The 19,457-nt window shown below is 33.0% G+C and carries 19 protein-coding genes; 13 read left to right on the top strand and 6 right to left on the bottom strand.

All coding sequences use genetic code 11. The features are described 5' to 3' along the window. The first annotated feature begins 100 nt into the window (after nt 1-100). The 9 genes from kdsB to H277_RS0107995 all read left to right on the top strand — a co-directional run bounded on the left by kdsB (nt 101) and on the right by H277_RS0107995 (nt 8,407). Nucleotides 101-844 (top strand): 3-deoxy-manno-octulosonate cytidylyltransferase, encoded by a 744-nt coding sequence (gene kdsB, locus H277_RS0108035; RefSeq protein ID WP_019975071.1) that lies wholly within the window; start codon nt 101-103, stop codon nt 842-844. A gap of 147 nt (nt 845-991) precedes the next feature. After that, the gene (locus H277_RS0108030; protein ID WP_019975070.1) at nt 992-1,543 is read left to right on the top strand and encodes an HNH endonuclease; all 552 of its coding nucleotides are present in this window, start codon (nt 992-994) and stop codon (nt 1,541-1,543) included. A 64-nt stretch (nt 1,544-1,607) separates the two neighbouring features. Further along, on the top strand, nt 1,608-2,291 hold the full coding sequence (locus H277_RS0108025; protein ID WP_019975069.1) for a LolA family protein: 684 nt from the start codon (nt 1,608-1,610) through the stop codon (nt 2,289-2,291). 107 nt (nt 2,292-2,398) lie between these two features. Continuing rightward, complete coding sequence (locus tag H277_RS0108020) at nt 2,399-4,360, top strand: hypothetical protein (RefSeq protein ID WP_019975068.1); 1,962 nt, start codon at nt 2,399-2,401, stop codon at nt 4,358-4,360. Between the two features lie 5 nt (nt 4,361-4,365). Next, on the top strand, nt 4,366-4,809 hold the full coding sequence (locus H277_RS0108015; RefSeq protein WP_019975067.1) for a deoxycytidylate deaminase: 444 nt from the start codon (nt 4,366-4,368) through the stop codon (nt 4,807-4,809). After that, on the top strand, nt 4,810-6,393 hold the full coding sequence (locus tag H277_RS0108010) for a S41 family peptidase (RefSeq protein ID WP_019975066.1): 1,584 nt from the start codon (nt 4,810-4,812) through the stop codon (nt 6,391-6,393). Further along, nucleotides 6,394-7,281, top strand: coding sequence for a site-specific tyrosine recombinase XerD (gene xerD, locus H277_RS0108005; RefSeq protein WP_019975065.1), 888 nt, complete (start codon nt 6,394-6,396; stop codon nt 7,279-7,281). Between the two features lie 43 nt (nt 7,282-7,324). Beyond that, complete coding sequence (locus tag H277_RS0108000) at nt 7,325-7,840, top strand: NUDIX hydrolase (protein ID WP_019975064.1); 516 nt, start codon at nt 7,325-7,327, stop codon at nt 7,838-7,840. A gap of 42 nt (nt 7,841-7,882) precedes the next feature. Further along, on the top strand, nt 7,883-8,407 hold the full coding sequence (locus H277_RS0107995) for a DUF4136 domain-containing protein (RefSeq protein ID WP_019975063.1): 525 nt from the start codon (nt 7,883-7,885) through the stop codon (nt 8,405-8,407). Nucleotides 8,408-8,446: 39 nt separating this feature from the next. Here the strand turns inward: H277_RS0107995 and H277_RS0107990 are convergent, their stop codons facing one another. After that, nucleotides 8,447-8,920 (bottom strand): GNAT family N-acetyltransferase, encoded by a 474-nt coding sequence (locus tag H277_RS0107990; RefSeq protein ID WP_019975062.1) that lies wholly within the window; start codon nt 8,918-8,920, stop codon nt 8,447-8,449. A gap of 155 nt (nt 8,921-9,075) precedes the next feature. On the opposite strand from H277_RS0107990, the gene H277_RS0107985 reads away from it, so the two are divergent. Continuing rightward, the gene (locus tag H277_RS0107985; RefSeq protein ID WP_019975061.1) at nt 9,076-9,606 is read left to right on the top strand and encodes a DUF2306 domain-containing protein; all 531 of its coding nucleotides are present in this window, start codon (nt 9,076-9,078) and stop codon (nt 9,604-9,606) included. A gap of 34 nt (nt 9,607-9,640) precedes the next feature. Here the strand turns inward: H277_RS0107985 and H277_RS0107980 are convergent, their stop codons facing one another. Then, a complete protein-coding gene (locus tag H277_RS0107980) occupies nt 9,641-10,174 on the bottom strand; it encodes a hypothetical protein (protein WP_019975060.1) in 534 nt (177 codons plus the stop codon). Nucleotides 10,175-10,184: 10 nt separating this feature from the next. Continuing rightward, the gene (locus tag H277_RS0107975; RefSeq protein WP_019975059.1) at nt 10,185-10,949 is read right to left on the bottom strand and encodes an exodeoxyribonuclease III; all 765 of its coding nucleotides are present in this window, start codon (nt 10,947-10,949) and stop codon (nt 10,185-10,187) included. Between the two features lie 114 nt (nt 10,950-11,063). Between H277_RS0107975 and H277_RS19700 the strand changes: the two genes are divergently transcribed. Further along, nucleotides 11,064-11,822, top strand: coding sequence for a head GIN domain-containing protein (locus tag H277_RS19700; protein WP_081623203.1), 759 nt, complete (start codon nt 11,064-11,066; stop codon nt 11,820-11,822). A 91-nt stretch (nt 11,823-11,913) separates the two neighbouring features. Here the strand turns inward: H277_RS19700 and H277_RS0107965 are convergent, their stop codons facing one another. Next, complete coding sequence (locus H277_RS0107965) at nt 11,914-13,308, bottom strand: OmpP1/FadL family transporter (RefSeq protein WP_146810376.1); 1,395 nt, start codon at nt 13,306-13,308, stop codon at nt 11,914-11,916. Between the two features lie 20 nt (nt 13,309-13,328). After that, nucleotides 13,329-14,696 carry a hypothetical protein gene (locus H277_RS0107960; protein WP_019975056.1) on the bottom strand — a complete coding sequence of 456 codons (1,368 nt, stop codon included), beginning with the start codon at nt 14,694-14,696 and terminating at the stop codon, nt 13,329-13,331. Nucleotides 14,697-14,799: 103 nt separating this feature from the next. On the opposite strand from H277_RS0107960, the gene proS reads away from it, so the two are divergent. Continuing rightward, complete coding sequence (proS, locus tag H277_RS0107955; protein ID WP_019975055.1) at nt 14,800-16,278, top strand: proline--tRNA ligase; 1,479 nt, start codon at nt 14,800-14,802, stop codon at nt 16,276-16,278. A 38-nt stretch (nt 16,279-16,316) separates the two neighbouring features. Here proS and H277_RS0107950 read toward each other — a convergent pair whose 3' ends face one another. Continuing rightward, nucleotides 16,317-16,646 carry a hypothetical protein gene (locus tag H277_RS0107950; RefSeq protein ID WP_026357480.1) on the bottom strand — a complete coding sequence of 110 codons (330 nt, stop codon included), beginning with the start codon at nt 16,644-16,646 and terminating at the stop codon, nt 16,317-16,319. A 280-nt stretch (nt 16,647-16,926) separates the two neighbouring features. On the opposite strand from H277_RS0107950, the gene H277_RS0107945 reads away from it, so the two are divergent. Further along, complete coding sequence (locus H277_RS0107945; protein WP_019975053.1) at nt 16,927-19,434, top strand: TonB-dependent receptor; 2,508 nt, start codon at nt 16,927-16,929, stop codon at nt 19,432-19,434. Nucleotides 19,435-19,457: the final 23 nt, after the last annotated feature.

Raw genomic sequence — 19,457 nt, 5'->3', positions numbered from 1 at the left:
AGAAAATTTATTTCGGTAAAGATAGTACAATTATTTTGTTGATTAAAAATGCATTTCAGCCGAATCTACTTTAAATTTACAGAAATTTGAAATAAAAGAAGTGAAAAAAATAGCCGTAATTCCTGCACGATATGCAGCTTCTCGTTTTCCCGGAAAACTAATGGAGCAGTTAGGAGATAAAACCATCATTAGAATGACGTATGAAAATGTTGTGGCAACTCAACTGTTTGATGATGTTTTTGTCGTCACAGATTCTGATTTGATTTTTAATGAAATTGTCAATCATGGCGGAAAAGCAATTAGAAGTAAAAAAGAACATGAAACAGGAAGCGATCGAATAGCGGAAGCTATAGAAAATATTGAATGTGATATTATTTTAAATGTGCAAGGAGACGAGCCATTTGTTAACAAAAAAGCATTGGCAGATTTACTTTCTTCTTTTGACGGAAAAATTGGACAAACAGTTGATGTCGCAACGTTAAAAGAATCTATTACTGGAGAAGAATCTATTAACAACCCTAATTTTGTAAAAGTGGTAACGGATAGCAATAATTTTGCACTTTATTTTTCTCGTTCTCCTATTCCGTTTGCAAGAGAAGATGGCTTCACTCCAAAATATTTTCGTCATTTAGGAATTTATGCATTCAGAAAGGAAGCATTATTGAATTTCTCGAAATTAATGATGCGCCAAAATGAGAAAGCAGAAAAATTAGAACAATTGCGTTACTTAGAATACGGAATGAAAATTAAAGTAATCGAAACTGAATCAATAGGAGTAGGAATTGATACGCCTGAAGATTTGGAACGTGCAAAAAAGTATTTATCCACTATTGTTAAAAAATAATATGTAAACCTTTTATCAATTATCTTTGGCCTGAAAAATCACCTATACTTAGTTTGAAAACGAAATAATTAAGTTAATTCGTCTTAAAATAAAAATTTCGGTATGAATGTTGTTGTAAAAATGTAATAAATAAGTAAATTAGTGATTATGAGTGATTCATGGAAAGAATTTGGAACTGAAGGATTAATAGAAAAAAGATCTTTTCTAGTTTCAAAGGATGGTTTGGTAAAAAAAATGTATACCGGCCAAGATAAATATAAAATTTTAGAAGGAGCGATTAATAATGGATATCGTGCAATTTGGGTAACTAAAGCAGACGGAAAGCGTACAGCTAAATATGTGCACAAAATGGTTGCAGAAACTTTTTTGCCTAATCCGGAAAATAAAGAATATGTGGTGCATTTGGATCACAATAAATTGAACAATGCAATTGATAACTTGCAGTGGGCAACTTTAGATGAATGGAAGGAGCACAACAAAGATTTATTCAGAATGATGAAAGGGCGTTCTCGTTTGGATAGTATTCCAAACAGTAAATTAACAGAAGCGCAAGTAATTCGTTTAAAAAAGAAATTAATCGATCCGAACAGAAAGACTAAAATATCTACTTTAGCAAAACAATTTAATATTTCTCAAGGACAAGTTTACCGCATATTAAGAGGTGAAAATTGGTCGCATATAGAAGTTAAAAAAGACTAAAACCCATCATTTCTTTATAGAACTTTAAATTAGTTTTTATATCTTGTTCGGCAGATTGTTAAAAATGAAAAAAGTTCTTATGTTGAAATTGACGTTTACTACGCTTATGATTTCATTATTTTCTGCAACAGCTTTTGCTCAGGATGCAGAAAAAATAATCGAAAATCATATTCAGAAAACAGGAGGAGAAGCAGCTTGGAATAATTTGAACAGTGTGATCCTAAAAGGAGAAGCTATCATAAACTTAGGAGATTCTTATCCCATGATTGTTTACCATCAACGCCCATACAATAAAAAGGTTGTGTTTGTGATGAACGGGAAAGAAATCTTAAACGAAGGATATGATGGAAAAATAGGATGGACGTACAGCGAAGTTGCAAAGAAAAATGTTGCTGTCAAAGATTATAAGCCAGACTCATTCGATTCAGATATTTTGAAATATAAACAAAAAGGGTTTAAAGTAAAATTCTTAGGTACAGATAAATACGATCAAAATAATAGTTGCTATAAGATAGAATTAACAAAAAATACGAACTCTACCGTTTATTGTTTTGATAAAAATTCGTACGAAATTGTAATGGAGAAAAATAAAGATGAAACACTTTATTATTCAAATTTTAAAACGTACAATGGACTATCTTTCGCTACCAAAGTCGTAGGAAAACCTAATGAGGGAGGAGAATATGTGATAAAGTTTAATGACATAAAAATAAATCCTGCAATAGATAAGAAACATTTTAAATTCTAAATAAAAAAAGTGATTCCAAATGAGAATCACTTTTTTATTTCTATTGATTTATACTGCTTAGTAGTATAAGTTTTTTATTTTTGTACTCTGAATGAAGAAATTAAAATATGGCTTTAGACTCTATATTTGATCAAAATAAAAAATACGAGAAGAGCTTTTTTCTAAGATTATTGGAGAAAGCAAGAAAAGATTATCCAGATTCAATTTCTTTTATTGATGATTTAATCTCAAAACTTCAAAATAATATAACCTATCGATTAATTTTTCGCGAAGAACTTCAGAAAACATTCGGGAAAATTAATATTGTAAGCTATTTAGTTGATAGCGGAATTCATCTGGAAGATAATTTATTATCAATTTTCCGAAAAAAAATAATGGATTCTGTCTTGCCGGATATAGAGGACAATAATGAATTGACTTCTGTTGTGAATGAAATGTTTTATAATTCGAAAAATTTACAAGTAATTCGAATCATTCCGAGAGATAGATGGAGAAAATTCTTCGAAGTTTTGTTTCAAGATATCGAACCAGAGAATTTTAAAGGAAATGTAAATAATATTCAGAATCAGCTTTTTCAAGCAATTTCTATATTAACAGTTCGTATTACCGGAGGTTTTTCTGATAAAGAAATGATGCGTTACAGTAATGAAGTGAATTATCTTGATAATCCATTCTCTAAACTGTCTATGCAGATTAGTAATATCATCGAAAATCCACAAGCTGGATTTGATATGCTGGAAATCAAAGAAAGTATTTCCAAGTGTAAACATTTGTTAAATGATATTTTAACTCAGAAAGATTACAAAGGAATTTCGCTAAAAGTAGCTTCGAAGATAAATCGTTTGCAACAACAATTGGTTCGACTTCAAACTATTTTAAATAGTTTCAATGAATTAAAATTAAACGGAATTATTTCGTTTTATAGTCTTGCAACCAAAAAGTGGATTGAGTTTTATGCACCGAAGAATTTTATGAGTAATCAATTGAGTTCTACTGTTTATCTGATTACTTTTTTGGTCACTTACCACAATGGAAAAACGGGTGAAAAATATATTACGCAAACAGCGAAGGAATATAATAAAATGTTTTGGACGGCCTGTGGAGGAGGTTTCATTGTTTCTTTCTTATGTTTTATTAAAACAGGAATTGGAAACATCCCGGATACATCTCCTTTATTCAAAGCATTTTTCTTTAGTATAAATTATGCAGTTGGTTTTTGTGCTATTTACCTCACACATATGACGCTTGCAACGAAACAGCCTTCTATGACTGCTGCACGTTTAGCACGCTCACTTGTACCAACTTCGGGATCAGAACTAAATGTAAAAGATTTTACCACCTTATTTGCACAATTAGTGAGAAGCCAAATGATTGCGTTCTTAGGAAATGTTGTGGCCGGGTTTATGGTTTCGTTAGGGATATTCTATTTACTGAATCAAGTTTTAGGATTAGAAGTCTTAAAATATTCTAAGGCGTACCATTATTGGGAAGAAGTTGTAATCATGGATTGGCATATTTTTTATTTCGGAGGAATTGCAGGTGTTTTCTTGTTCCTTTCTGGATTAATTTCCGGTATGACAATCAATAGTCAACGTTTTAATAATATTCCTGAACGAATTTATAATCACCCAATTTTAAAAAAATCTTTCTCAGAGCGTAGAAGAAGAAAAATATCAAATTGGTTCGAAAAGAATATGGGCGGTGTTGTCGGAAATGTAGCCTTTGGTTTCATGATGGGATGTGCCTTTTTGATTGGAGATTTTACAGGACAGCCTTTTGATATCCGACATATTACGTTTGTCTCAGGGAACTTTGCCATTGGAATTGGAGGAATGGGTTATCATTATGATATTGGTCCAATGATTATTGGATTTATAGCTGTTTTTATGGTTGGCTGGTGTAATTTCCTGGTAAGTTTCATTTTATCATTATTAATGGCGATGAGATCGAATAATATTCCATTTTATAAGATTTTTGCAATGATCTCTCATACATTAAAAGCATTTTTTCGAAATCCGTTACCATTTTTTGTTCCTCCTTTGTGGACAAAAAGAAAAGAAGAAGCCTAAAAAAAATGGAAAAAAATTTAGAAAAACAATTACGTTACGATAAAGCGTATTTAAAAATGGCTTTTGAGTGGGCAAATCTTTCTTATTGTGAACGCAAAAAAGTTGGTGCAATTATTGTTAAAAATCGAATGATTATTTCTGATGGTTACAACGGTACGCCAAGCGGATTTGAGAATAAATGTGAAGATGAAGAGGGAAACACAAAATGGCATGTCTTGCACGCTGAGGCAAATGCTATTCTGAAATGTGCTACATCTACACAATCTGCGGAAGGCTCAACATTGTATATTACACTTTCGCCATGTACAGATTGCAGCAAGTTGATCTTGCAGGCAGGAATTAAACGCATTGTTTATATTCAACAATACAAAGATCTTTCAGGGTTAGAATTTTTAGAAAAAGCAGGAATTACCATTCAACATATTACAGAAGAAGAATTATACAGTTAAATGAGAAGTTTTTTCAAAGTTATTAATATCGTATTAGTTGTGATGATTATTTTCCTAATCGGTTTTATGGTGGGGAAAAAATACGATTTTGCATTCGACGAAAATAAGGATATTGTAGGTTTACAATATTCTGATAACGAACAGAAAATTCGTCGATTGGTTTCTTTGATAGACAACGAATATGTCAATGATGTGAATTCGGATAGCTTAGTTGATGATGCAATCAATTATATGGTTGGAAAATTAGATCCGCATAGTACATATATTGATAAGGCTTCTGTACAAAAAGCGGAAGAACAACTGAAAGGTGAGTTTGTTGGTATAGGAATTCAATTCCGTGTTCTGAATGATACAATTGTTGTAGAGCGTACATTGCCCGGAACTTCAAATTACGGACGACTTCAGTTTGGAGATCAATTAATTGCAGCTGATAATCAATCGTTAGTAGCAAAAGACAAGAAAGTACTTGAAAGTTTATTGAAAGGAAAGAAAGGTTCGGAGGTACAGATTTCTGTTATCCGAGATCGTAAACCGCTTTCAGTTGTCCTTAAGCGTACTGTTGTTCCTGTTCCTACAGTTACAGGAAAACATATGTTGACAAATGATATCGGTTACCTAAAACTAACGCGTTTTTCAGAAAATTCAGCAAACGAAGTTCACCAAGGATTACAGGATTTATTAGATCAAGGAATGACAACATTAGTGTTCGATTTGCGAGGAAATCCCGGAGGAATAATGCATGTTGCGGAAGAAATTGCAGATGAATTTTTAACTAAAAATGAATTGATTGTTTATACTCAAGATAAACAAAAACGAAAAAAATATATTTACGCAACCAATAGAGGTCTTTTCGAAAAAGGAAAAATTTATGTCTTAATGGACGAAAATTCAGCCTCGTCCAGTGAGATTGTAGCAGGAGCTCTTCAAGATTATGGTAGGGGAATTATTGTTGGTCGTCGTTCTTTTGGGAAAGGATTAGTTCAACGTGAAATTAATTTAGGTGATGATACAAAAGTTCGTCTAACTGTTGCAAATTATTATACACCATCTGGCCGTTCTATCCAAAAACCTTTTGATAAGAAAACAGCAAAGTATAGTGACGATTTGTATAAAAGATTGAAATCTGGAGAATTGTACACAAAAGATTCTATCAAAATAAACAAAGACTTAGAGTTTACCGCTCCTTCAGGTAAAAAGGTTTATGGAGGCGGAGGAATTATTCCGGATGAATTTGTGGCATTGGATACGAATTCAGTCGCCAACTGGTTGTATTATAATCAAGATGCAAATTATTTTGATGAGTTTTTATTCAAAAAGATATACTCTATTCACGATTTTTTCATGTTTCATAATGAAACAATTTATTTAAAATATTTCAATGCCGGAATGTACCGAAATGAATTTTTAGGAGTCTTAGGAATTCCTTCGAATGAGTTTAATCCTGTTTTTTCATCAACTGTAGATAATTACATGAAAGCAACAATTGCAGGTAGTCTATACGGCCCGCGCGCATTTTATCAAGTTTGGATGCCGGAAGATGAAATGATAAAGCGTATTTTTGAACTTGAAAAAATAACGAAGTAAATGCAGTGGAAAGATGCTTTGTATGACTACCAAATGTATCTGAAATTAGAAAAAAGAGTTTCTGTTAATACAATTGAAGGTTATCTACGTGATATTCAAAAATTAATACATTATTCGGATAAACAACCGTTAGATTATACTCAAGATGATTTGAGGGATTTTGTGCATAATTTTGCGTCTGGTGAGTATAGTGTTCGTTCACAAGCAAGGGTAATTTCCGGATTGAAAAGTTTTTTTGGTTATTTACAACTTGAAGATTTTAGAGAAGACAATCCTACTTCTTTGCTCGAAACACCAAAAATAGGAATGAAACTTCCTGATGTAATTTCGGAAAAAGAAATTGATAAAATGATTGAAGTTATTGACCTCTCAAAACCTGAAGGCCAACGAAACAGAGCAATTATTGAAACACTTTATGGATGCGGTTTGCGGGTGTCAGAACTTATAAATCTTAAAATTTCTGATTTATTTTTTGATGATGGTTTTGTACGTGTTATAGGAAAAGGGAATAAACAAAGACTTGTTCCGATTAGCGATTATACGATAAAATATATTAACTTGTACAAGGAAAGTATTCGTATTCATCTTCCTATACAAGCTGGTTACGAAGATTTTTTATTTTTAAACAGACGAGGTAAAAATCTTACGCGCGTCATGATTTTTACAATTGTGAAAGAATTATCGATCATTGCCGGAGTAAAAAAAACAATTAGCCCCCATACTTTTCGTCATTCTTTTGCAACTCATCTATTGAAAAATGGAGCTGATCTTCGTGCAATACAGTTAATGTTAGGACATGAAAGTATTACGACGACGGAAATTTATACACACGTTGATCAGGAATTTATTCGAGATGCCATTATTAAGTTTCATCCAAGGAATAAATAATTTATGTTTTTGATCTCATTTTAAAGAAAGAAGTTAGAAATTAATGATAAAATCGTTTAAATATTGTCCGAATTGTGGACATGCTATCAATAGTTTTGATTTTAGAAAAATGACCTGCGACAGCTGTGGCTTGGTTTATTACCAAAATGTTGCAGCCGCAGTTGCTGTTATTCTAAGAAAAGAAGATAAAATTTTGTTTACAGTTCGCAACAAAGAGCCAAAGAAGGGAATGTTGGATTTGGCAGGTGGTTTTACCGATCCTGATGAATCAGCTGAAAGAACTTGTCAAAGAGAAATTGAAGAAGAATTAGGCATTACGATACCATTAGAACATTTCAATTATTTTCTTTCTCAGCCAAATGATTACGAATACAAAGAAATTCCATACAAAACCTGTGATTTAGCTTTTATTGCTGATTTTCCTAATGAAGAAATTGTTCTTGAAAAAGAAGAAATTGCTGAGGTGAAATGGATTACAATCCATGAACTAAATCTTGATGAAATAGGTTTCGATTCGTTAAGAAAAGTGGTGGAAACCTATATTAAAACATTCAAGTAAATGAAAGTTGTCTAAGTATTCAAATTAAATAAATCATGAACGATGAAAAAAATACTTTTATTAAGTGCTATTCTCTTAACAGCTGTTTCGTGTAGTACGCAAAATATAGCGGTAGATTATGACCGCGATTTTGATTTTGAAACCAACAGAACATATACTTTTGCTCAAAAAGGAAACTTAGGGTTGAATGATTTAGATTCTGCAAGATTGTTTTCTTCAATGGAGAAAGGAATGTTGTACAGAGGGTTTCAAAAAACAAATGAAGGAATTTTAACTGTGGAAGTTAAACCTGAAGAATTTGTCTCAAAACAACAAAACTCGAGTGTAGGAGTCGGAATGGGAACCGGAGGTTACGGTTTCGGAGGAGGAGTTTCTGTCGGGATTCCAATCATGTCTCAAAAGCTGAATCAGAATTACACCATTTCGATGTTTGATGCAGGTCGATTGGTTTGGGAAGGAACACTTAAAATTCAAATGCCAATTAAAGCTTCTCCGGAAGTTCGGGCGAACAATATTCAGAAAGGGGTAACAAAATTATTGCAAAAGTTTCCACCTAAAAAGAAATAGTAAAAAAGCGAGAAGTTTCAACTTCTCGCTTTTTTAGTGTTATAATTTAAAAATTAATTCATTTTCTTCCGAAGGTTGGAGTTTAGATTTTTTCAAAAGTTTTAATGTTTCGGGTTGATTTACATTTGCTTTTGCTGCAATTTTTTCTAGTTTTAATTCGTTTTTTGCATAATCCACAACAGCATTTAGAACTTCCGTTCCGTACCCTTTATGTTGAAATTTACGTTTCAAACGAATATTAATCACAGGACCGTATTTTGTTTGACGCAAACCTCCCCAGCCAACAAATCGTCCGCTCTTTTTTTCATGAACACCCCAAAGACCAAAGCCATTTTCCAGGTAATGTTTTTTCATACTTTCTATAAAGAACTTCGCTTCGTCTTCAGATTTATAAGGTTTTTCGTTCACGATTTTCATTAATTCTTTGTCCGAATTTAATTGAAACAATTCGAATGCATCAATCTCAAAAAATTCTCGTAATACCAAACTCTTCGTTTCGCAAATAACTTTCATTAAAACTTTTTAGTTCCTGCAAAGTTACTTCGATTTAGAGAATAAATCAATTCAGAATTCAAAAAATACACTTTATGCGAAGTATTCTACAATTCGGTAAGTTCATTTTTTGATTTTCCTGAATGGAGTTTAAATTAGAGATAAAATAATTATTCATGAATTATTTAGAAACCTATTGGTTAACTTCGAAATCAGTGATTGGAGCTGTGCACTTCTTATCTGCATCAGTTGGTTTAGGTGTAGGATTATTGATTTTAATTTTACGACCAGGAACGAAACTCCATAAAAGATTAGGGTATATTTTTGTATCTGTTTTACTGTGTGTTAATATTACAGCTCTGTTTATTCATGAATTAGGAATGCGTTTTGGTCCTTTTCATTACATGATTCCATTTTCTGTTTGGGCCTTGTATAGAGGGATATGGCCATTCATAAGTAAAAATTTTAAAGGAGATAGAATTGCTGTACATATTAAAGGAATGGTTGCGGCTGCTTTAGGTTTATGGGCAGCATTTTTTGCAGAATTGTTTGTACGTGTACCGGTAATTCGAGAAATTACACTTCCCAAAACAGTTAATCCCGTGTTAGGAATTACAATTGTCGGAGTATTCTTTTTTTTAGTATTTGTTGTTTTAATCTTTTTTGTTACAAAATTTCAATTGAAAAGAATAGGGAAGAAAAAATAAAAAAGTCTTACCATTTAGAATAAGACTTTTGAAATTATTTTTTTGTTGCTGTTTTTGGTTTTACCGGAGCCACCGTTTTAGGAGGTGTAGCAGTTGCTTCCGAAACTTTTTGATTGATCTCTTGTGTTAAGATTTGTCTTTTAAGATTAAAGATTTCAGTATCTTTTTGATCAATCTTTGCTTCCATATCCTTTAGCTTTTGAGTCAATTCAGTTACTTGCTTTTCTTTTTCATTCAATTGTGTATAGAAAAGTTTTGATTTTTCTCCCGAACTATTCAAAGCAGAATACAATTCCTGCAAATTTGTATCGTGTTCTTTTTGAGAAATTCTAATCATAGATTGTGCATTTGACAAAGCTGTATCTCTGATATACAATTCTCGTTTTGTACGTTCTAAATCTTTTTCAAGATTTTCGATTTTTAAATTTGCTAATGTTAAATCTTTAGACGTATTTGCTTGATCGTCTAATGCTTTGTAATAGTTAGCTTCCAATTCTTGGTGTTGTTTCTGAGGAACGCAACTTGCAATTGCAAAAACAGTTAAACAACAAAGTACAATTTTTTTCATTTATATAATCTTAAACGTCTAATTCTAATAAAATAGGGCAATGATCCGAGTGTTTAGCTTCCGGTAGAATAGTAGCACGAGTCATTTTATTTTCTAATGTCTGACTGACCATATTGTAGTCAATTCTCCAACCTTTGTTATTGTTACGTGCATTGGCACGGTAAGACCACCATGAATAATGATGAGGTTCTTTTACAAAATATCTGAAAGAATCAATCATATTACATTCATCAATGAAAGCAGATAGCCATTCTCTCTCGACAGGTAAAAATCCGGAAACTTTTGCATTGCGAATAGGGTCATGAATATCAATCGCTTCGTGACAGATATTGTAATCTCCGCAAATGATTAGATTTGGATGAGAGATTTTAAGTTCTTTAATGTAACTTTTAAAATCTTCACAAAATTGTAATTTAAAATCTAATCGATCGATATTTGTACCGCTTGGTAAGTAAAGACTAATTACAGAAACATGATCAAAATCTACTCTTAGCACGCGACCTTCTCTGTCAATGTAATCTATTCCAGTTCCTATTTGTACGTGATTTGGTTTGATTTTAGAAAATACGGCAACACCGCTATATCCTTTTTTTTCAGCAGCATGCCAATAAATATGATACCCTAAATCCTCAAAAGGTTTTGTATCCACCTGTTCTTGCATAGCTTTAGTTTCCTGAATGCAAAAAACATCTGGCTGAGCAGCCTCTAACCATTCAACTAACCCCTTGGTCATCGCGGCACGAATTCCGTTTACATTGTAACTGATGATTTTCATAGTTAGCGAAATTACTAAATATTTATGACGGATTGATTTAGATTTTTAAATAAAATGAATATTTTTTGTAACTTTTTAGAAGTTAATACGTCTTAATAATAAAAACACATCACTATGAAGTACATTTTTCTTCCAATTATAATATTCAGCTCGTTAGGATTTGCGAGTTGTTCGGTGGATTTAAATTCTAAATCACCTGTTTCTAATTATTTAGATCGAGTAGAAGCAAGTAATAATACAGTTACTCAAAATCGTAAAGTCTCTTCATTCGAAGGAATTGATGTGAGTCATGCAATAAATGTTACTGTTTCTGATGGCAATTACAATGGAGAAATTACTGTTGAAGCTCCAGATAATATTATGGATAGAATTATTACTGAGGTGAAGAATGGTGTTTTAGTTGTTAAAATGAAAGGTACTGTGAATTTAAAAAATACCTCGATAAAGGTTAATTTTCCACATAAAAAATTACGTTCTTTTAGTATCTCAGGAGCTTCGAATGTCACAGTGATTCCAACGCAAAAAGTAGAAAAGTTAGCGGTAGATTTATCCGGAGCTAGTAATTTGAAATTAGATGCAGTTTCAAATTCAATTTCTGTAGATAACTCAGGAGCATCGAGTATGAAGATTTCAGGGAATGTTCAGAATTTAACTATTTCTGTTTCCGGGGCTTCTTCATTTGTAGGAAAAGATCTCAAGGCTGCAAATGTCACGGTGGATTGTTCAGGGGCAAGCTCGACAACTGTTTGGGCAATTAATAGTTTGGTTGCTGACAGTTCAGGAGCAAGTTCTGTTCGTTATTTAGACGAGAGTGGTTTACAAACAAAAGTAAGTACTTCGGGGATGTCATCAGTAAAAAGAATCAATAAATAGTTTTTTTTGTTTAGACTATTTTGGTTAATATTTAGTACTAAAAAAATCGGATGAATTTCATCCGATTTTTTTTATTGAGTTCTTTTTTTTATTAAAATTGCCAACCTAATGTCAATAAGAATAGATTGTTATTTAATTTAACTTTTGGAGCATACGTATTGGGTAAAGAGACAAAATTATTGTTTGTGTCAATGTAATCTGTTCCACCAATTAGTTGCTTGTAGTTTTGAGTTTGATATTGATAAGCAGCGTCAATATAGAATCCGCCGAAATCATATCCTAAACCAAAACTTGCCCGGTTAATATCCCCTTGGAAGGCTTTCGATAAAAGAGCCCCATTTGTTACAACATTGTTCTCGCTTGCTAAATCGATTGTAAAATCTTTATAGGGAGAAGTGACGTAATTGTAACCGGCTCTAACTTTGAAACGATCTACACGATATTCAGCACCAACTCTAACCTCGCTAGAATTCTTTACGACATCATTGATAAAGTTATTGGTTCCATTGAAATTAGCCGAAGGTTTAAATTTTGTGTCGTTATTCATATGGTAAGTATAATCAGCTCCAAGAGATAAATTTTTACCAACTACAAAACCTAAACTTCCTACAAAACGCCCACCACGAGTCATGTCATAATCTGAAGAATACATATAATATGAATCAACAGCTGTTCCGTTATTGATAAAATTTGCAGCGTAATAATCTTCTGAAACATTATACCAAACAGGAGAATGATAAGCAGCACCTAAACGAACATTGTGATTGACTTTGTAAATTGCACCTAAAGAGAAAGAGAAGCCTTGACCAATTTCACTATAAGGAGCTCCATTTGCATTGTACACATAGTTTTGTCCATTATTATCATCACGTTCTGCATATTGTTCATATCCGGAATAGTTTGATTCATGGAAATTTAACCCGGCTCCTAAATATAATTTATCATCATAACTGGTCCCCAGGTTAACCGAAAATTTTGATTTGTATCCATCGATATCTTTGATGTATCCGTTGAAAGTTCCGTCAGGATCGCTGAATTTAATTCCTTCGTTTGTTCCAATTGTTGAATAATTGTCTAAACGTTGATTAAGGTATGCGACACCAACTGTAAAACGGTTCCATTTTGAGGCCTCATTATTGAAAATAAAGGTTCCTCCGAATTGTTGAAAATCAAAATTACTTTCTGATTGTTTAATAGTAGTTCCAAAAGTTGTTTTGTTACTAAAAGCAGATACACCAGCTGTCACTTGAACATCAGAGTTAATTGCTACACCTAATCCGGCAGGGTTCTGCTCTACTGATGTAATGTCGCTTCCTAATGCACCAACTGCTCCACCAACACCAATGTACTTCGCATTTCCACTATTTATATCTTGCGAATATAAATTAATAGCGTTAGTAGAATATTGGGTTTCGTACCCTTTACCTTGTTGTGCAAAAGCCAATGTACCAATTAAGATACAAAGGCTTGTGATTATTTTTCTCATTATTTAATTTCTAAATCAATTTATCTTCTTCCACCACGAGAGCCTCCGCTACTTCCACGAGAGCCTCCCCCCATACTTCCACTACTCATGCTACTTCCTCTGCTTGGGGCAGGAGAAGAATAAGAGGGGCGAGTGTTCGTATTGCCTCTATCATAGCTTCTGTTAGGTTGTTGGTATTGTTGAGCTTCTCTAGTAGGCCTTGTGTTGTATGTAGGTTGTTGAGTCTGATTAGGTCTTACTTCTCTTGTAGGGCGAGTGTTATAAATCTGACTATTATCTACAGTAGGTCTCACCTCACGAGTTGGTCGTGTTGTATTATTAACAGAAGGTCTTACTTCTCTTGTAGGACGAGTGTTATTAATCTGACTATCAACAGTAGGTCTCACTTCACGCGTCGGACGTGTCGTGTTGTTTTGACTTTCACTAACAGAAGGTCTTACTTCTCTTGTAGGGCGAGTGTTATTATTAATCTGGCTACCAGTAGGTCTCACATCACGAGAAGGACGTGTTGTCGTGTTGTTAATTGTATTTCCTCTAGATGGTCTGATTCCATTTGATAATTGTCCACCTCTATTGTCAAAACTTCCAATTGGACGAGTAGAGTTAATCGTATTGTTTAAACGACCTCCATATCTGTAACCCGGTTGAGAGTAGATACCTCTTGGTCTGTTCCAACCCCAACCACCGTAACCGTAGTAAGGATTTCCATACCAATTGTTCCATCCCCATCCGAAGCCACCTCCGTACCATGGGTTATTCCATCCCCATCCCATAGAGAATCCGAAACCACCTCCAAACCATGGATCATAGAAGCCGCCATAGAATGGTCTGTTCCAACCCCATCCGAAACCACCTCCATACCATGGACTGTACCACGGATCATAAAAACCGAAATGGTATGGGTTGTTCCATCCCCATCCATACATCCATGGCGAAGTATTCCAAATGTTAATTTCTACACCATCATTTCTTCCCCAGCTATAGTCACTAGAGCCATTGTAAGAAAGAGTGTAGTCGTTATTCCCAAAATAATTGTACCCTCCTAAACCATATCCATTAATCTTAACTTTGGCTGAAGATTTTTCTGTAGAATTATTTTGAGTACTGTCTGTATCATCTTGATAATAAAATTGTTCAGCTCCATTACCTTCCGCATCGAAATAAGGGCTGCCAATTTTAATCTCTCCGGGATTTTCTTGTTCATTCTGCTCGTTACCGTACTGTGGTTGAGCTTGTTGGTAAGTTTTATCTGTTTTCGGATTGTAATAAACTCCGTCGCTTTCGTAACCACTAGGTTGATAAGTCGAACAAGATGAAATTCCTAATGCACCTACAATAATTAGAGTAGTTGCAGAGATTTTATTAGAAATTTTATAAACTTTGTTCATAATTATAAATTTACATCGTTCGTAATAATTAAATTTGCATAAATTTAAAGGCAATAATAATGCCAAGTAAAGATACGAAACTTATCAACAAATATAAAAGATTATGGCAAAATTAACAACTCGTGCTGAGGATTATTCTAAGTGGTACAATGAGCTTGTTGTAAAAGCGAATCTAGCTGAAAATTCGAAAGTTAGAGGTAGTATGGTTATTAAACCATACGGATATGCTATTTGGGAAAAACTACAAGCAGAATTAGACAAAAGATTTAAAGAAACAGGTCACCAAAATGCTTATTTCCCCTTATTTGTTCCTAAAAGTTTATTTGAAGCCGAAGAAAAAAATGCGGAAGGTTTTGCAAAAGAATGTGCGGTAGTTACACATTATCGGTTAAAAAATGATCCTGACAATAAAGGAAAATTAATTGTAGATCCGGAAGCCAAATTAGAAGAAGAATTAATTGTTCGTCCAACTTCTGAGGCAATTATTTGGAGTACATATAAGAATTGGATTCAATCTTATCGTGATTTACCAATTTTAATTAATCAATGGGCAAATGTTGTTCGATGGGAAATGCGTACACGTTTATTTCTGAGAACAGCGGAGTTTTTATGGCAAGAAGGGCATACTGCTCATGAAACGAAAGATGAAGCAGTAGCTGAAGCTCAACAAATGCAAGATGTATATGCAGATGTGGTAGAAAACTTTATGGCAATTCCGGTTGTAAAAGGTAGAAAGTCAGATTCTGAACGTTTTGCCGGAGCAGATGATACCTATACAATCGAAGCATTGATGCAAGATGGGAAAGCGTTACAAGCTGGAACTTCCCACTTTTTAGGACAAAATTTTGCAAAAGCATTCGATGTTAAATTTGCAAGTAAAGAAGGGAAACAAGAATATGTATGGGCAACTTCTTGGGGGGTTTCTACTCGCTTAATGGGTGCATTAATTATGACACATTCTGATGATTTAGGATTAGTCTTGCCTCCAAAATTAGCACCAATACAAGTTGTAGTCGTTCCTATTTATAAAACAGAAGATCAGTTAGAAGAAATACGTCAGGTTGTTGATAAATTTTCGACTGAATTAAAAGCGAAAAATATCTCAATTAAATTTGATGACGATAATCAAACAAAACCGGGTTGGAAATTTGCTGAATATGAATTGAAGGGGGTGCCTCTACGAATCGCAATTGGACCAAAAGACTTGGAAAAAGGTCATGTAGAGATTGCACGTCGCGATACGTTAGAAAAGCAATTTATCACATTGGATCATGTATCCACAGAAGTTGAAAAATTATTAGAGGATATTCAACGTAATTTATACCAACGAGCTTTGAATTATCGAGATGAACATATAACAGAAGTTTCTGATTTTGAAGAATTCAAAAATGTGATTGAAAATAAAGGAGGTTTTGTTTCAGCTTTATGGGATGGAACAGAAGAAACAGAAGAAGCGGTTAAAAATCAAACGAAAGCTACAATTCGTTGTATTCCTTTAGCATTTGAAACACCTACAGAAGGTGTTGATGTCTTTTCAGGAAAACCTGCTAGATATAAAGTATTATATGCAAAAGCATATTAAAAATAATATAGTAAACATCAAAATAGAAAAGGAGCTAATTAATTAGCTCCTTTTCTATTTTGATGTTTTTTTTGGTGCAATTCTTTCAATGTTGCCCTTTGTTCCGGTGTAAAAACAGTATTGATTTCATTAAACTCCTTTTGACGAACTTCTTTCATTTTCCTTTTTAATTCAAGTTTTTCATCTTTGTAACTATCTTCAATTTGTTTGATCTTTATGACTTGCGCATCTGTCAAGTTTAAATCTTTTTTTAACTGTTGTAATTTCTGTTCTCTGGATTCTTCATTTTTATCTTGCGCTGACGCTGTTGTTAGCGTGAAAGCAATTAATCCTAATCCTATGTATTTATAAAATGCTGTTCTCATCATGATCAACTTTTTAATTATTTATTTATTTATTTATTTATTTATTTATTTATTTATTTATTTATTTATTTATTCTTAAGACTTTAAAAAATTAAAAAGGTTTAAAATATATGGTGTTAAATTTTTTAAGTAGATAATACAATAAATTATAAAAGATTGTAACTGAAGAAAGGTTTTACACGACAAATTCTTTCGAATATTTTGTTTAAGATTAAACCTTTTCATAAAGTGTTTGTCTAATAAATTGTAAAATTTAGAACTACAAAAAAGAAAAATTGAACAAATGAGGTTAAGAAATTTATTTGCTCTGGTTTTTATTTGTATTTGTGCAGGGTTAAATGCGCAAGATATTTTAAAAATTAAGGGGAAAGTCTTGTCAAGCGATAATAAGCCGGTGGAGTACACAACCATAACGCTTGAAAGTACAGAAGAAGGAGTTGTAGCTGAAGGTGCTACAGATGCAAAAGGAGATTTTGTTGTTGAAGCAAAAGCAGGAGATTATATCCTAGTGATAGAACCTATGGGATATGATGTGATTGAAAAGCAAGTAAACTTGACAACGGCTTTAGATTTAGGTACTTTTACTGTAAAAGGTTCTCAAACGGTTTCTCTTGATGCAGCTGTTGTAACAGCAGAAAAACCAATTTATAAAGTAGAATTAGATAAGAAAGTATACGACATGGCCAATGATCCTATGTCACAAGGACAGTCGTTGTCTGATGCTTTAGCAAATGTACCCTCTGTACAAGTTGATGCGGAAGGTAATGTTTCGTTAAGAGGAAATGATAATGTAAAGTTTTTGATTGATGGAAAGCCTTCGGGAATGTTAGGTGTCTCGGATGTGGCGGAAGCCTTAAAAAATATTCCGGCAGAAAACGTAGAACGTATAGAATTAGTGACAAACCCTTCGGCACGTTATGAAGCATCAGGTTCTGCGGGAATTATTAATATTGTTTTGAAGAAAGGAACAAATACAGGTTTTAACGGTTCAGTAACTTTGAACGGAGGTATTCCGGATATGGCAGGAGTTAATGTTAATTTAAACTATAAAACGAAAAAATATAATGTGTATACAAATTTTGGATATCGTTATGCAAATAGGGAAGGAGAAGGAAGTGCTTTAGCGACAAACTACCCGAAAGGAATAATTACGGATTATAGACAAACAGATACAGATAGAGAGCGTATTCGCCGGAACTATAATGTTCGTGTAGGAGGAGAATATTATTTAGATGATAAAAACACTTTGGGGCTTTCTGCAGGATATCGTTACAATAATGGGGATAATATCAGTACAGTTAACTATTCTTATTTTGATCCTATCTGGACATTAACAAATAGAACATTACGTCTAGAGAATGAATCTGAAATTGAAAATAATTTTGATGTAGATTTCAATTACAAACATGAGTTTGATAAAAAAGGACATGAATTGTCATTTACAGGAAGGTATTCTTATGGAAAAGAGGATGAAAATGGGATTATCAATCAATTTGATATTACTAATAATCCTACAAATAGAGAATCAACATTTAGTTTAGAAAAACAAAATACTGCAGTATTTACAGCAGATTATGTTCGTCCGGTAGGAGAAAAAGGTAAGTTTGAATTAGGAGTTCGTGCTGACTTTAATGATACGAAAACAACTAGTGCAAATGATATTATCCAAAACGGAATCATAACTCCAAAACCTGGATTCCTCGCTGATATTGATAATCAACAAAATGTATTTGCAGCGTATACCCAATTTGGTAATTCTATTGGAGAAAAGTTCCAGTATTTTGCAGGCTTACGTGTAGAGAGTTCAGATATCGAGATTAAGAATCACATAACGAAAGAAAATATTTCTAAAAAATATACAGATTTATTTCCAACATTAACCTTGAACTATAAGTTTACAGATAAAAAAGAAATGCAATTGAGTTATTCTCGCCGTATTCAACGTCCAATGGGATTCATGTTAATGCCATTCTTTTCTGCAACGGATGACAGAAATGTACGTTACGGAAATCCAGACTTGAATCCAACGTATACCAATTCGTTAGAATTATCTTATATCACCTCGATTGGTAAGTTAATGGTTACGCCAAGTTTGTTTTATCAAAGAACAACTGATATGATTAATCAATTTCAACGTATTAATTATAGAGAAGCGAAAGATAAGGATGGAAATGATATATTCGAACAAATTTATATTTCGAGACCTGTAAATGAGGGAAATGAAGATCGTTATGGATTAGATCTAACGGCGACTTATCGTCCATTCAAATGGTGGAATTTGATGTTGAATGTTAATTTGTTTGGTTATAAAAGAACAGGATATTATACTGAAATTAATCATGATTACTTAAATCCAGAAACAGGAAATATAGAAACGAAAGTTGATGGACAAGATTTTTCTGGAGATGGATTTAGTTCTCGAGGACGTTTATCTTCAAACTTTACTTTGCCAGCAGACTTTAAAATTCAGGTTGCTGGTAATTATATGGGAAGTATGAAAACCGCTCAACAAAAAATAGAAGATAATCTTTCGATGGATTTTTCTTTATCAAAAGATTTATTTAAGAAACAAGCTTCCCTGACTTTAAATGTAAGAGATGTATTCAATTCAAGAAAACGTGAAATGACAACTTACTATGAAGGTTCTGAAAACTATAATAGTATGCGTTGGATGAAACGTTCAATCAATTTGTCCTTTACATATCGTTTTAAGAAAACAAACGAAAGAGAAAAGAACAATAGACAACGTCCAGATGGAGAAGAAATGGGAGGAGAAGAGATGTCAATGTAAGATAACCTTCTAAAAATATTTTA

The sequence above is a fragment of the Empedobacter brevis NBRC 14943 = ATCC 43319 genome (assembly GCF_000382425.1).
GTDB lineage: Bacteria > Bacteroidota > Bacteroidia > Flavobacteriales > Weeksellaceae > Empedobacter > Empedobacter brevis.
Note: the sequence above shows the minus strand (reverse complement) of the source record. Positions and strands in the feature narration are given on the sequence as shown.

Excerpts from the sequence above, each read along its gene's own strand:
- H277_RS0108030 (WP_019975070.1), top strand. The coding sequence starts at position 992 with ATGAGTGATTCATGGAAAGAATTTGGAACTGAAGGATTAATAGAAAAA.
- H277_RS0108025 (WP_019975069.1), top strand. The coding sequence starts at position 1,608 with ATGAAAAAAGTTCTTATGTTGAAATTGACGTTTACTACGCTTATGATT.
- H277_RS0108020 (WP_019975068.1), top strand. The coding sequence starts at position 2,399 with ATGGCTTTAGACTCTATATTTGATCAAAATAAAAAATACGAGAAGAGC.
- H277_RS0108015 (WP_019975067.1), top strand. The coding sequence starts at position 4,366 with ATGGAAAAAAATTTAGAAAAACAATTACGTTACGATAAAGCGTATTTA.
- H277_RS0108010 (WP_019975066.1), top strand. The coding sequence starts at position 4,810 with ATGAGAAGTTTTTTCAAAGTTATTAATATCGTATTAGTTGTGATGATT.
- xerD (WP_019975065.1), top strand. The coding sequence starts at position 6,394 with ATGCAGTGGAAAGATGCTTTGTATGACTACCAAATGTATCTGAAATTA.
- H277_RS0108000 (WP_019975064.1), top strand. The coding sequence starts at position 7,325 with ATGATAAAATCGTTTAAATATTGTCCGAATTGTGGACATGCTATCAAT.
- H277_RS0107995 (WP_019975063.1), top strand. The coding sequence starts at position 7,883 with ATGAAAAAAATACTTTTATTAAGTGCTATTCTCTTAACAGCTGTTTCG.
- H277_RS0107990 (WP_019975062.1), bottom strand. The coding sequence starts at position 8,920 with ATGAAAGTTATTTGCGAAACGAAGAGTTTGGTATTACGAGAATTTTTT.
- H277_RS0107985 (WP_019975061.1), top strand. The coding sequence starts at position 9,076 with ATGAATTATTTAGAAACCTATTGGTTAACTTCGAAATCAGTGATTGGA.
- H277_RS0107980 (WP_019975060.1), bottom strand. The coding sequence starts at position 10,174 with ATGAAAAAAATTGTACTTTGTTGTTTAACTGTTTTTGCAATTGCAAGT.
- H277_RS0107975 (WP_019975059.1), bottom strand. The coding sequence starts at position 10,949 with ATGAAAATCATCAGTTACAATGTAAACGGAATTCGTGCCGCGATGACC.
- H277_RS19700 (WP_081623203.1), top strand. The coding sequence starts at position 11,064 with ATGAAGTACATTTTTCTTCCAATTATAATATTCAGCTCGTTAGGATTT.
- H277_RS0107965 (WP_146810376.1), bottom strand. The coding sequence starts at position 13,308 with ATGAGAAAAATAATCACAAGCCTTTGTATCTTAATTGGTACATTGGCT.
- H277_RS0107960 (WP_019975056.1), bottom strand. The coding sequence starts at position 14,696 with ATGAACAAAGTTTATAAAATTTCTAATAAAATCTCTGCAACTACTCTA.
- proS (WP_019975055.1), top strand. The coding sequence starts at position 14,800 with ATGGCAAAATTAACAACTCGTGCTGAGGATTATTCTAAGTGGTACAAT.
- H277_RS0107950 (WP_026357480.1), bottom strand. The coding sequence starts at position 16,646 with ATGATGAGAACAGCATTTTATAAATACATAGGATTAGGATTAATTGCT.
- H277_RS0107945 (WP_019975053.1), top strand. The coding sequence starts at position 16,927 with ATGAGGTTAAGAAATTTATTTGCTCTGGTTTTTATTTGTATTTGTGCA.